This window comes from Dickeya oryzae (assembly GCF_009372235.1).
Classification (GTDB): Bacteria; Pseudomonadota; Gammaproteobacteria; order Enterobacterales; family Enterobacteriaceae; genus Dickeya; species Dickeya oryzae.
Window position 1 is genome coordinate 1,077,619 of record NZ_ML762920.1, and the last position, 11,863, is coordinate 1,089,481.

Consider the following 11,863-nt stretch of genomic DNA (forward strand, 5'->3'; position numbering starts at 1 on the left):
GATAGCCTAATTCCCCAGAAAGACAAGACAATGAGCGCCTTACCGCCACAGGAACATCGGTTACGTTTCGTTTCCTTTCCAAGCGCACGCGACTTGTGTATCACCACGCCGGATGTCTCTCCCTCCACCGATAACGCCACTGTATTGCAGTTGTTCAGCCGCCACAAAGACCTGGTTAGCCTGCCTGTCGTGGAAGACGGACGCCCATTTGGCCTGATCAACCGCCATAGTTTCCTGTCGCAAATGTCACGGCCTTATTACCGTGAGCTGTATGACCGAAAAAGCTGCATCGCGTTTATGGATAAAACGCCGCTTATCGTCGAGGCCTCAGCCTCCTTGAGCGATGTTGCGGACAAGGCGGTCATCAGCGGTGAACGCTTTCTGGCTGACGGCTTCATTATTACCGAAAACGGCCACTACCTCGGTATCGGCCTGGGTATCGATTTGTTCCGCATTGTGTCGGACACCCATGTGCGCCAGCACCAACAGATAGTCCAAAGCATAGAGTACGCCAGCGTCATTCAGGGGGCGATGCTGACCCCATTCCGTCAAACACTGGAAGCCACCTTGCAGGATTGGTGTCTGGTGTGGGAACCGCGCGACTGCGTCGGGGGTGACTGCTATGCCTTCCGGCGATATGAACAAGGTTGGCTGGCCGTGCTTACCGATTGCACGGGGCATGGCGTGCCGGGTGCCTTTATGACATTGATATTCAATTCAGCGCTGGAACAGGCACTGGCGCAATACCGCCCGGACCAGACGGGGCAGTTGCTGGGCAGCATCAATCGATACATCAAAGATACATTGGGTCAGAAAAGCGGCTACCCGGGGCAGATGTCCGCTTCCGATGATGGTTGCGACGCGCTGCTGGTCTACGTGAATACCACCGAACAGACCCTTAACTGGGCCAGCGCGCGTATGACCGCATTCGTGACCGATGCGCAAAGCGGTGACCTGCTGACGCTGGATAGCGACCGGATGGGCGTCGGTTATACCAATACGCCCTATGACTACAGTTGGCCGGCGTTTCAGCGCCCATTGTCAGCGCAGGATCTGTTCTTCGCCGCCACCGATGGCTTACTCGACCAGATAGGCGGCGAACGGCAGATTAAATTCGGCAAACGTCGCCTGCAAAATCTGCTGCAACGCCTCGGGGAACTGCCGATGAGTCAGCTTGCTACTCAACTCTTACAACACCATCGCGCCTGGCAAGGAACGCAGGCACGACGAGACGATCTTACATTTTGGGGCTTCAGGCACCATGAACACGTTTAACCAGGTAAAACCGGAACATGTCTGAAACGAAGTACGCTGAATTCTTCGACCTCACCCAACAGCAGGATATCGCGCTGTACTATGTGGGGTACTTTTCACAAAACATTATCTGCTCACTGGCAGAAACAGTGCGCTTACAACTGGAAAAAAGCCGGGTGCCGCCCAGCGTGCGCCGCAAACTGTTTTCCAGTTTTGTGGAAATGGTGCAAAACATCATCCACTATTCTGCCTCAGCACTGACGACGGAAGAGCAGACCAATGAAATCCGTCATGGCTCGGTGTGTATCGGCGTTGAAGCGGGAAAATACTTTTTATTGAGCGCCAATCGGGTATACCCGGCAGATGCGGAGATACTTCGCCAGCGGCTGGAACCGCTGTGCACGATGACACTTGATGAAATCAGACTTGCCTATAAGACCTCGCTGCGTGAAGACATTCCGGCTTCCAGCAAAGGGGCGGACATTGGTCTGTTGACCGTGGCCCGCGACGCCAGCGAGCCACTGCAGTTCACCTTTCGTAGCGACGACGCCACCGGGCTCTCCACGTTTTATCTGAAGGCGGTGATTTAACCATGACAGACATAATAACAACGAACAATCTCCATATTACCGGCACAGCCAGCACGCCGACCGTGGATTTTCGCTTTGATACACATCAGCTTTCACTTTCCGGCGAGTCTTACCCGGAAAACGCCGCGGCATTTTATGGCCCGCTGATTGAACGGGTACAACACTACCTGCAAGCATGTCTTGCCGCACTCCCCTCCTCGCCAACGCGCATTGACGTGCATGTATCGCTGCCCTACTTCAATAGCTCCAGCACCAAGATGCTTTTTAGCCTGTTCAATATTCTCGACAAGGCCGCCCAGCAGCAGCTTCCTATTGCATTGCACTGGTATTACGACCAGGACGATGACATCGCCGAGGAGTTTGGACAAGAGCTGCATATCGACTTTTCTGCACTCGAATTCCACCCCCACATTCTGGAGTAACGGCATGAGTAGCTACGAACTGTTCACCCCCGAATATGACATCCTGCTGTCGGCGCGTAATATCGCCGCTCAGGCCGACATGCCAGCGGAGGTGTATCGGGAAAGCCTGATTATGCTGGCAGAACACTACCAACGTCTGGTACGTGAAACCCACCGGCTGATCACCCGTAGCGATCGGGCGGAGCGCGAGCTGACCCGCCTGAATACCCAATTGCATCAGTTGGCGGTGGAACTGGAGTACAAAGCCACACATGATCCACTGACCGACGTCTTCAACCGCAGCGCGATCATCGACCTGGTCGATCACGCGCTGGAGCAGGATCAGGCGGCATTGATCGTGCTGGATATCGACCATTTCAAACAGGTCAACGACGCCTACGGCCATCCAACCGGTGATGCCGTCATCTGCTCGCTAATTGCTCGTATTCGTGATGTATTACAAGGGAAAGGCAGTATTGGACGCGTCGGCGGCGAGGAGTTCACCATCCTGCTGGACGGCTACACGCTGATGGCGGCGGTAGATATCGCCGAGCATATCCACGCCAGTCTGAATCACTCACCGCTGGAACCGCTGCCTGAACATCAGGTCACCGCCAGCTTCGGCGTCAGTTGGGCACCGCCGCATACCGGATTCGATACCTTGTACGGCACGGCCGACGCCGCGTTATACCGGGCCAAACACCAGGGCCGTAACCGGGTGGACTATATACCGATCGATACTGCCAGCTAACCCACGGGTAGCCCACCGTACCTCACCGTACCTCACCGTACCTCACCGTACTACCCCACACTGTGTCGGGCAGTACGCCCCGCCGGATGAGGCGGGGACAGACTTAGTTTTTCTTCACAAATTCAGATTTCAGTTTCATTGCGCCAAAACCCTCGATCTTACAATCGATGTTGTGATCGCCTTCCACCAGACGAATCCCTTTCACACGGGTGCCGATTTTCAATGTCGACGAGCTTCCTTTAACCTTGAGATCCTTGATGACGGTAACGGTGTCGCCGTCTGCCAGCAGGTTACCGTTGGCGTCACGCACCACCAGCCCTTCCTCCTGAGCCCCCGCGTCACCCTCCATCGACCATACGTGTCCACACTCCGGGCAATTCAGCATTGCGCCATCCTGCCAGGTGTATTCAGACTGACATTTAGGGCAAGCAGGCAACTGTTGCATAATAATCCTCATTAATACCAAATAAGTTTGATAAATTTTAAATATATCAATACATAATAAATTTCGTGTTCATTATTTTATCGTCTTTTACTCAACACTGTCAGCAAAAAGAGTCATACAAACTGATATTCGCCCACCATTTTCATCAAAGCCACTCAATTTATTCACTTTTCTCATTACCACAACGCACCATGAAAGGCATGGGTCAATGGTTATCTTTTCCTTACATCTGTGGAGCAAACTTCAGTTTAATAAAACAATAAGTTGGGTACACTGAACACGTCTCATTACAACAACTGGCATGGATAACACCCTGTGGAAATCGCGTCCCCACTCAAAAACCCCACCTTTCTGTGCTTTTGGTTAGGACAAATCGCGTCCTCTTTTGCGTTTCAGATGCTGGTGGTCGGGATTGGCTGGCAAATGTATGACCTGACGAACAGCGCGCTGAATTTGGGTCTGGTCGGGCTGGCGCAGTTCCTGCCACAGTTAGCGCTGACGCTGGTTGCCGGTCATACCATCGATCAGTACAACCGCCGGGTGATTATCCTTTGTTGCCGCTTGTTGATGGCAGCCACCATACTGGTGTTGGTACTGGGCAACGTCACCCACACCATCAGCGCCACCATGATTTATGCGTGTTCCGCGCTGCTGGGGGCGACACGAGCCTTCGAAATGCCCGCCACCCAAGCGCTCTTGCCGAATCTGATCGCCCCCAACCAACTGTCTCGCGCCGTGGCGTTGATGGCCTCGGCCCGTGAAGCGACGGTGATCGTAGGCCCGGCACTGGGCGGGGTGATTTACCTCATCGGCGCTACCACGCTGTATAGCGCCAGCGTAGCCTGCTTTCTGATGTCATTTCTGGTGTTGCTCAACCTGCGCTATGAGTACAAAGCGCCCGCTCGCGCACCGGTAAGCCTGGAAACGCTGTTTGGCGGCATGAATTTTATCCGCCGTAATCCGGTGATTCTGGGGTCTATCTCGCTGGACATGTTCGCCGTGTTGCTGGGTGGCGCTACTGCGCTACTGCCAATCGTCGCCAAAGATATCCTGCACACCGGCCCGTGGGGATTAGGGTTGCTGCGCTGCGCGCCCGCGCTCGGTGCCGTGCTGATGTCGGTTTACCTGACCCGACACCCGCTTACCCGCCATGTTGGAAAAATCATGTTTTCCGCCGTCGCGATATTTGGCATCGCCACCATCGCGTTTGGCCTGTCCACCAATCTGTTTGTGTCGTTGCTCGCCCTGCTATTGTTAGGCGCATCTGACATGATAAGCGTCGTCATCCGTTCAACGCTGGTGCAACTGGAAACACCGGACGACATGCGTGGCCGGGTAAGTGCCGCCAACTCCATCTTTATTGGCACATCGAATCAACTGGGGGAATTCGAATCCGGCGTGACGGCGGCCTGGTTGGGGGTCGTACCGGCTATCGTCGTCGGGGGAATTGGCACCTTGCTGGTCGTCGCGCTGTGGATGAAATGCTTCCCCACACTCACCCAGCGCCAAACGCTCGAAGCGGGAGAAAATGCCTGAGACAGGCCGTGGACATGCAAAAGGTGGTTTTCGGCCAGAGATGACAGCCGTTAGGTGCGCCAGGGCGCTGGTTCCAGCATCGCTTTGAGTATATTCACGAACCGCTCCATGCGAGCCGCCCGTCCCGCACGCGGCCCCAGTAACGCCACAACATCCGCGTTTGGCAGGCTCCACTCTGGCATGATTTCAACCAGCCGTCCGGCGTTTAAATCATCCGCGACGGCCCACTCGGAACGCTGAATCAGGCAAAGCCCGGCAACAGCCCAATGCCTGACCACTTCGCCGTCATTACTGGTGAAAGCCGGTCTGATACGCACCGTGTTCGTTTCGCTACCATCACGGCGGATAAAGCCCCACAACGACGCATCCGCACGGTCTTCACGCAATACCCCACAGACATGAAGGTGCAGATCCCGCGGATGCTCAGGCCAGCCGTATTTCGCCAGATAGTCCGGTGCGGCACACAGAATACGGCGGTTGGGTGCCAGTGACCGCAATGCCAGACTGGAATCCGTCAGCGGGCCAACATGGATCAGCACATCCCAATCGTCGGTATCCAGCGTACCAATCGGCGCGTCTGACAGCATCAGTGAAGGTTGAATCGTCGGAAACTGTCGACACATGCGAGCCACGGCTTCAGCCACATAAGCTCGCCCAAATCCCAACGGGGCCAGTATCCGCAATGGGCCGATCACTTCATTTCGACGTTCGGCGAGTAAGGCTGCAATTCCTTCAATCTGATCAAGCACATCGGCCCCTTTCTCCGCCAGTAGCGCGCCTTCGGCGGTCAGGTGATAGCGATGACTGGAGCGATCGACAAGCTGGACGCCTAAACGCTGCTCAAGCGCTTGCAGCCGCTGCGTAACCGCCGGTGCCGTAACATCAAGCGCCCGAGCGGCTGCCGCCAGAGACGGCGAACTGGCCAGAATGGAAAAGAAATGCAGGTCTCGTGAGGTAATCATTAATATTCATCTTAATGATAGATACAGTTTTGATAAATTCCATTCTAAATGCCAACACAGTAAAAATCTCATACCGACAGAGCAAAAATGAGAACTGCATTTATGACGTGGAACGAAAAACCGACACGCACCGAACAACTGGCGACGTTACCGACACCGTCGCTTATCCTCGACGAAAGTATCATGCTGTCTAACATCGCCCGACTGCGAAATCGCCCGGAACTGGCTGGTATCACCCTGCGCCCTCACCTGAAAACGGCAAAATCGCCAGAGGTTGCCCGCCGTCTGCTGACTAACGGCACCGGACCGGCAACCGTCTCGACATTACGTGAGGCCGAGGTTTTTTTTGAATCCGGCATCAACGACATTCTGTACGCCGTCGGGATTGCACCGCAGAAACTGGGCCGCGCCGCACACCTGATAAAAGCAGGTTGTAACCTGACCGTCCTGCTGGATTCCATCGAACAGGCACAAGCCGTAGTCGCCGCCGCTCACGCCTATGGCGTCAGCATCCCGGCCTTACTGGAAATCGACAGCGATGGTCACCGCAGCGGTTTACCACCCACATCACCGCTACTCATTGAGACAGGGCGTGTACTGCATGAAGGCGGCGGGTTGTTGCGCGGCGTACTGACCCACGCAGGAGAAAGCTACAACGTAGCCGGTGCCAGCGCCCACGCCGTCTTTGCCGAGCAGGAGCGTAACGCGGCTGTGACGGCAGCCGACCACCTGCGTCAGGCCGGGTTGCCTTGCCCTGTCGTCAGCATCGGCTCCACGCCTACCGCACATGCCGCCCGCAATCTGGCTGGCGTGACCGAAGTCCGCGCCGGTGTCTACGTCTTTTTCGATCTGGTCATGGCCGGGATCGGCGTATGCCGCACTGACGATATCGCCCTGTCGGTGCTGACCACCGTTATCGGCCATCAGGCGGCGCGTGGCTGGATTATGGTCGATGCAGGCTGGATGGCGCTCTCACGTGATCGCGGTACCGCCAGTCAGGCGGTCGATCAGGGTTACGGCCTCGTCTGTGATAGCAATGGACAGATCATTCCCGACCTTATCGTCACCGCCGCGAATCAGGAGCACGGCATCCTTGCATTACGCCCCGGCAGCACCGCTGCGTTGCCACATCTGCCAGTCGGCACACGACTGCGTATTCTGCCGAATCACGCCTGTGCGACAGCAGGCCAGTTCGATACCTATCATGTCATTCCCGCTCAGGCCGATGCGCCGCTGGCGCAATGGTCACGTTTTGGTGGATGGTGAGGACATCAGCATGCTTATGATTAACGAAAAAACCAGTGCCGCATTAGCCAGCCACGCGATGGCTTATGAGGCAGTGCGCGCTGCACTGATCGATGCGGTACATCCTGCTACCGCCCTTTTTCCCGTCGTTCACGGTCACGGTTCCGACGCCAATAACCGATTTACCGTGAAATCAGGCGCGACGCCGGATCTGGCCGGGCTTAAAGTGGGCTCTTACTGGCCAGGCAATGCCGCTGATGGCCTGCCGTGCCATAACTCAATCATTTTCCTTTTCGACCAGTCGCGGGGGGTTATCATGCGGCGGTTGAAGCCGGTACGCTAAACGCTTATCGCACCGCGGCAGCCGATGCGGTTGCCACCGATGTGCTGGCAGGTAAAATCAGCGGCCGGGAAGCGGCATCTGATATCACCGTTTTCGACAGTTCCGGCCTGGCGATTCAGGATTTGTATATAGCGAAATCAGTGATTAACGCCCACCATCATCAAGATGGCGGGTTCGCGTGACCAACAGATCCAAAAATGCCCGAGTCGCCGCCGTCATCGCCTTACTGCCGGGATGAATAGCAAAAAAGGTGACAGACTTAGGACGCCACGACGTTAAAACCTGTGTCAGGTTACCTTTTTGCAGGTCATCCTGACACAGTAACGTGGGTAACGAGGCGACTCCCAGCCCGTGAAGCGCAGCCTGCAACAGTGCGGTCGGCTGGGTGGAAGTGAAAACCGGCTTAAAACGAAACTGGAACACCTGTTGCTCGTTTCTTAACTCCCATACCCAGTCGCCAGAACGTTCTCCCAGCCCCAGACAATTGACCGACGCCAATGCTTGTGGATGATCTACTACCGGTTTATCGGCCAATAGCTCGGGGCGAGCAACCAACATATACGAGGAAGTGAAAATTCGTCGGGCAACCAATGTAGAATCTGCCAACGGTTTAAACGACGGATAAATAACCACATCTGCTTGTGCGCTGCGGGGGTCATACCGACCAGTGGTCTCTTCCAGGTGAAGGTGGACATCAGGTGCCATACAGGCAAATTCCGTCGCGATAGCTTCAATCACCCGTGAACCAATCATCGGTGGACAAATCACATGCAACCGCCCTACCGGATGCTCGCGCGATTGCTCCGCCATAATATGAATCTGTTCCGCCTGATGTGCCAAAACCACGCATTTTTCATAGCAAAACTGACCGAATGTCGTGAGTTGGAACTGCCGAGGCCCATGATGAAACAAGCGAACCCCTAAGCGTGACTCCAGCGCATTAATCCGGCGTGACAGTGTCGATTTAGCGATACCCAACTGGCGAGATGCAGATGAAATACCATCAAAATCAACAACCTGCTTAAACAGATACAGATCATCCAAACTATCCACAATAGTTCCAAATTCGGGACGAAACAACCTCAATAGTAGAACAACCTCATCACGCACTCAACCGTATACTGTAAGCACTAACCTGGACTGAGGTACGATGAAATGCCCAACATGAACACAGCAGATAATGTCATTATCGACACACGTTTTGGTAAAATTCGCGGCACCTGTCTTGATGGGATTATGGCGTTCAACGCGGTGCCATACTCTCAGCCACGTACCGGTGTCAACCGGTTTGAGAAACCCTCAGCGCCCCCATGCTGGGACGATATTTACGATGCCACCTCGCCCGGCCCGGTATTCCCGCAATTACCTTCACGCCTTGATGCCGTGATGGGTGCTTACGAAGCGGCACAGTCTGAAGACAGCCTGCATATCAACATTTGGGCTCCCCGTGATCTGGAGCAGCCAGCCCCGGTACTGGTGTTTATTCACGGCGGCGCATTCATGACTGGAGGTGGATCGCTACCGTGCTATAACGGCCATGAATTAGCCAAAAACACCGGGATGGTGGTCGTTACCATCAATTACCGGTTGGGGCTGTGGGGATTTATGCCAATCCCTGAATGGGGTGCTGTCAATCTGGGACATCACGACCAGATTGCCGCGCTGCGATGGGTTCGTCAGGCCATTGGTGCGTTCGGTGGCGATGCATCACAGGTCACCGTTGCCGGTCAATCCGCAGGGGCTTACAGTATCGCAGTGATGCTGGGAACCGAACTCGGCCCGTCACTGTTTGATCAGGCGATTCTAATGAGCGCACCACTTGGCTTACCGCTGAAAACCGCCGAAGAATCCACGACCTTTCGTTCCGCGTTACTGCGTGAACTGGGATACCCGCCAGATGCGTTGGAAAAATTATTGGAGCCTTCCGCCAGTACGTTGCTGGCCGCTCTGGCGCGAATGAAACCATCAGGTGAAGTAACCGGGGATGTGACGCCCCCCTTTATGCCGGTTATCGATGGCAACATCATTACGTGCGATCCATTGAAGGCGATCATTACTGGCAGTGCCGCCTGGTGTCATACGCTGGTGGGCATCACCCGAGAGGAGCATTTTTCCTTCTCGGTCGGTGACTCTCCGCTTAACACCCTTACCGATGACCAAGTGGCCATGCTGTTTGAAAAACAGTATGGCCCGACCAAAGGCCCAGCGATACTGAAAGCAAACAGAGCCAGAAGAATGCCAGCCACCCCACGCAATCTGCTCGCCGATATGCGAAGCGATGTCGACTTCATCGACCCGACATTCCAGTTTGTTGGCAGTCAGGTGAAGCACGGCCAGGCACAAACTTACTTCTACCATTTTGACTGGCAATCACCACAGGAAGGGCTCGGCGCAGGCCACTGTCTCGATCTGCCTTTCCTATTCGGGAACCTGGATACCTGGTCGTCTGCTCCCATGCTGCACCATGCGGATCCGCAGGTTGTGAGATCGCTAACCCTGTGTTTCCAACAGGCGCTGAGTGCATTTGTTCATACCGGAACCCCGTGCGGAGAAAACACACCACACTGGCCCAGTTATCAGAAACAGTGTGCGGTAATGCATTTCGATAACCGCACCAGCGTGTTTCATCACATCCAATAAACGGCAGTCGTCCGTCAACAACCCCCGCCACCGTGCGGGGATTGCCGCTGTTATTATTGATTATTGCGCCGCACGGCCGTAGTAAGCCGTGAAACTGGCTTTGGCGAGCGTATTGGCGTTAATCATAAAGCCGCCAAGTGCCGGATTCGCGTCTTTAGGCACATCCAGTGTTTTGGCTTTCAAAGCGTAGACGGTAAAAATATACCGATGCGGTTTGTCACCCGCTGGCGGGCAGACCCCACCCCATGCCGCCACCCCGTAGTCAATACGCACCTGGCTAGCGCCGGTTGGCAAGTGCTTACCGCCAATCTCGCCTGCGTTAGTGGCAAGGCTGTTTACATTTGCGGGAATATTGATAACCATCCAGTGCCACCAGCCAGACCCTGTCGGTGCGTCCGGGTCATAAACGGTGACGGCAAAACTCTGGGTACCTGCCGGTGCGCCATGCCAGTTCAGCGCAGGGGACTGGTTCTGCCCACTGCAGCCAAAACCGTTAAATTCAAAGCTGGCAGGCAGCGTACTGTTCGGCGCAATTGCCGGGCTGGACAACGTCAGCGTATCCGCATGGGCTGCGGCGGCAGTCATGATGGCACCAGCAAATAATGAAACGCAGGAACGGCTCATCCGCAAACCGGTTCTCATATCGATACTCCTGTTATTCATGGTAGGCTTGGACCGTCACTCACCGCCCTTTTCCAAACGGCAACGCTTGACGATGAGTGTCAGCACACACTAAAACTGTGATAACAATAGTAGCGAACCGCCCTTGTTCCCGTTGTTCCGGTTCGTGCAATCTCTGCTCCATTTTCACCACGGATAACGATACGGGATGACGCTAACCCACCATCATACTGCCCTGTCCCTGACGAATCCCGTCGAGCCTATTCCGCCACACGCCGCCACCAGCCCGCTGCTTTTGCATCAGATTGTGGCCCGCAGCCAATACGCATTACGCACCGTGGTTATTCGGGCTGACCTGATTGGGTTAGTCGTTTCTGGCACCAAGCAGTTGCTGGCACCGGAAGGCCGCAGTGATTTTGCACCTGGAGAAATATTTATATTGCCGCGTGGCACCCAATGGGATGTTGTCAACGACCCGGCCCCACAGGGGCGCTATGTGGCGCAGATCCTCAACCTGCAACCCGAGACGATAGCACGCTTTTATCAGTCTTTCGGTCAGTTTGCCGCACAGGAGCCACTACGCCGCGTCGCCAGAGTGACGGATAACCTTGCTATCAAGACCGCGTTTTTACGCACTGTCGACGCACTACGTGATACAGGCAGTTCAGCCTCACTGAGTGAACACAGAATGTTGGAGGTGTTGTTGCTACTGGCTGAACACGCCGGTGTGGTTCTGGCCCCGCCAGAGACAATGAACTGGAGTGAGCGCGTGCGCCGGCTGGTGGCACAACGCCCGTATGACGACTGGTCATCGGGTCGGGTAGCCCAAGCGCTCGCCACCACCATCAGCACTTTAAACCGCCGACTGGCGCAGGAAGACAACACCATTACCCGCTGCGTACGGGAAACCCGGCTGGAAACCGCCATGGTGTTATTGCAGTCATCTGCACGCTCGGTTGCCGCCATCGCCCTTGATGTCGGTTACGAATCTCACAGCAAATTCACTGCCGCTTTCCGCCGCCGCTTCGGCATCGTGCCCTCGGCATTACGCAGGTGATGAGTTCTGATATCTTAT

At 55.2% G+C, this 11,863-nt stretch carries 14 protein-coding genes; 10 read left to right on the top strand and 4 right to left on the bottom strand.

Annotated features, from left to right (window positions below):
• Positions 1–30 precede the first annotated feature (30 nt).
• Genes FAZ14_RS04780 through FAZ14_RS04795 form a run of 4 tightly spaced genes read left to right on the top strand, consistent with a single transcriptional unit; the run spans position 31 to position 2,996 of the window.
• Positions 31–1,275, top strand: coding sequence for a SpoIIE family protein phosphatase (locus FAZ14_RS04780; protein ID WP_016941736.1), 1,245 nt, complete (start codon positions 31–33; stop codon positions 1,273–1,275).
• Positions 1,276–1,292: 17 nt separating this feature from the next.
• Positions 1,293–1,844: a SiaB family protein kinase gene (locus FAZ14_RS04785; protein WP_016941735.1), complete on the top strand. Its 552-nt coding sequence runs from the start codon at positions 1,293–1,295 to the stop codon at positions 1,842–1,844.
• 2 nt (positions 1,845–1,846) lie between these two features.
• Positions 1,847–2,266, top strand: a complete 420-nt coding sequence (locus FAZ14_RS04790) for a DUF1987 domain-containing protein (RefSeq protein WP_016941734.1) — start codon at positions 1,847–1,849, stop codon at positions 2,264–2,266.
• A 4-nt stretch (positions 2,267–2,270) separates the two neighbouring features.
• Entirely contained in the window at positions 2,271–2,996 is a 726-nt protein-coding gene (locus FAZ14_RS04795) for a GGDEF domain-containing protein (protein WP_016941733.1), read from the top strand.
• A gap of 103 nt (positions 2,997–3,099) precedes the next feature.
• On the opposite strand, the gene FAZ14_RS04800 is transcribed toward FAZ14_RS04795, so the two are convergent.
• Positions 3,100–3,441: a zinc ribbon domain-containing protein YjdM gene (locus FAZ14_RS04800; RefSeq protein ID WP_016941732.1), complete on the bottom strand. Its 342-nt coding sequence runs from the start codon at positions 3,439–3,441 to the stop codon at positions 3,100–3,102.
• A gap of 315 nt (positions 3,442–3,756) precedes the next feature.
• On the opposite strand from FAZ14_RS04800, the gene FAZ14_RS04805 reads away from it, so the two are divergent.
• Positions 3,757–4,977 (top strand): MFS transporter, encoded by a 1,221-nt coding sequence (locus FAZ14_RS04805; RefSeq protein WP_016941731.1) that lies wholly within the window; start codon positions 3,757–3,759, stop codon positions 4,975–4,977.
• A 50-nt stretch (positions 4,978–5,027) separates the two neighbouring features.
• Here the strand turns inward: FAZ14_RS04805 and FAZ14_RS04810 are convergent, their stop codons facing one another.
• Positions 5,028–5,939 carry a LysR family transcriptional regulator gene (locus tag FAZ14_RS04810; RefSeq protein ID WP_016941730.1) on the bottom strand — a complete coding sequence of 304 codons (912 nt, stop codon included), beginning with the start codon at positions 5,937–5,939 and terminating at the stop codon, positions 5,028–5,030.
• Between the two features lie 102 nt (positions 5,940–6,041).
• Between FAZ14_RS04810 and FAZ14_RS04815 the strand changes: the two genes are divergently transcribed.
• The 3 genes from FAZ14_RS04815 to FAZ14_RS20255 are packed head-to-tail and all read left to right on the top strand — an operon-like array spanning position 6,042 to position 7,709.
• On the top strand, positions 6,042–7,205 hold the full coding sequence (locus FAZ14_RS04815; RefSeq protein WP_016941729.1) for a DSD1 family PLP-dependent enzyme: 1,164 nt from the start codon (positions 6,042–6,044) through the stop codon (positions 7,203–7,205).
• 10 nt (positions 7,206–7,215) lie between these two features.
• Positions 7,216–7,527: a hypothetical protein gene (locus FAZ14_RS04820; RefSeq protein WP_338084599.1), complete on the top strand. Its 312-nt coding sequence runs from the start codon at positions 7,216–7,218 to the stop codon at positions 7,525–7,527.
• 41 nt (positions 7,528–7,568) lie between these two features.
• Complete coding sequence (locus FAZ14_RS20255) at positions 7,569–7,709, top strand: hypothetical protein (protein ID WP_235914465.1); 141 nt, start codon at positions 7,569–7,571, stop codon at positions 7,707–7,709.
• Here the strand turns inward: FAZ14_RS20255 and FAZ14_RS04825 are convergent.
• Positions 7,672–8,580 carry a LysR substrate-binding domain-containing protein gene (locus FAZ14_RS04825; protein ID WP_016941727.1) on the bottom strand — a complete coding sequence of 303 codons (909 nt, stop codon included), beginning with the start codon at positions 8,578–8,580 and terminating at the stop codon, positions 7,672–7,674. The genes FAZ14_RS20255 and FAZ14_RS04825 overlap by 38 nt on opposite strands.
• Before the next feature lie 111 nt (positions 8,581–8,691).
• Between FAZ14_RS04825 and FAZ14_RS04830 the strand changes: the two genes are divergently transcribed.
• Positions 8,692–10,167, top strand: a complete 1,476-nt coding sequence (locus FAZ14_RS04830; RefSeq protein WP_029456382.1) for a carboxylesterase/lipase family protein — start codon at positions 8,692–8,694, stop codon at positions 10,165–10,167.
• Between the two features lie 60 nt (positions 10,168–10,227).
• Here FAZ14_RS04830 and FAZ14_RS04835 read toward each other — a convergent pair whose 3' ends face one another.
• Positions 10,228–10,809: a YbhB/YbcL family Raf kinase inhibitor-like protein gene (locus tag FAZ14_RS04835; RefSeq protein WP_016941725.1), complete on the bottom strand. Its 582-nt coding sequence runs from the start codon at positions 10,807–10,809 to the stop codon at positions 10,228–10,230.
• A 187-nt stretch (positions 10,810–10,996) separates the two neighbouring features.
• Between FAZ14_RS04835 and FAZ14_RS04840 the strand changes: the two genes are divergently transcribed.
• On the top strand, positions 10,997–11,845 hold the full coding sequence (locus tag FAZ14_RS04840) for a helix-turn-helix transcriptional regulator (protein ID WP_153508113.1): 849 nt from the start codon (positions 10,997–10,999) through the stop codon (positions 11,843–11,845).
• Positions 11,846–11,863 lie beyond the last annotated feature (18 nt).

Excerpts from the sequence above, each read along its gene's own strand:
- FAZ14_RS04820 (WP_338084599.1), top strand. The coding sequence starts at position 7,216 with ATGCTTATGATTAACGAAAAAACCAGTGCCGCATTAGCCAGCCACGCG.
- FAZ14_RS04800 (WP_016941732.1), bottom strand. The coding sequence starts at position 3,441 with ATGCAACAGTTGCCTGCTTGCCCTAAATGTCAGTCTGAATACACCTGG.
- FAZ14_RS04785 (WP_016941735.1), top strand. The coding sequence starts at position 1,293 with ATGTCTGAAACGAAGTACGCTGAATTCTTCGACCTCACCCAACAGCAG.
- FAZ14_RS04810 (WP_016941730.1), bottom strand. The coding sequence starts at position 5,939 with ATGATTACCTCACGAGACCTGCATTTCTTTTCCATTCTGGCCAGTTCG.
- FAZ14_RS04815 (WP_016941729.1), top strand. The coding sequence starts at position 6,042 with ATGACGTGGAACGAAAAACCGACACGCACCGAACAACTGGCGACGTTA.
- FAZ14_RS04780 (WP_016941736.1), top strand. The coding sequence starts at position 31 with ATGAGCGCCTTACCGCCACAGGAACATCGGTTACGTTTCGTTTCCTTT.
- FAZ14_RS04790 (WP_016941734.1), top strand. The coding sequence starts at position 1,847 with ATGACAGACATAATAACAACGAACAATCTCCATATTACCGGCACAGCC.
- FAZ14_RS04840 (WP_153508113.1), top strand. The coding sequence starts at position 10,997 with ATGACGCTAACCCACCATCATACTGCCCTGTCCCTGACGAATCCCGTC.
- FAZ14_RS04795 (WP_016941733.1), top strand. The coding sequence starts at position 2,271 with ATGAGTAGCTACGAACTGTTCACCCCCGAATATGACATCCTGCTGTCG.
- FAZ14_RS04835 (WP_016941725.1), bottom strand. The coding sequence starts at position 10,809 with ATGAGAACCGGTTTGCGGATGAGCCGTTCCTGCGTTTCATTATTTGCT.
- FAZ14_RS04830 (WP_029456382.1), top strand. The coding sequence starts at position 8,692 with ATGAACACAGCAGATAATGTCATTATCGACACACGTTTTGGTAAAATT.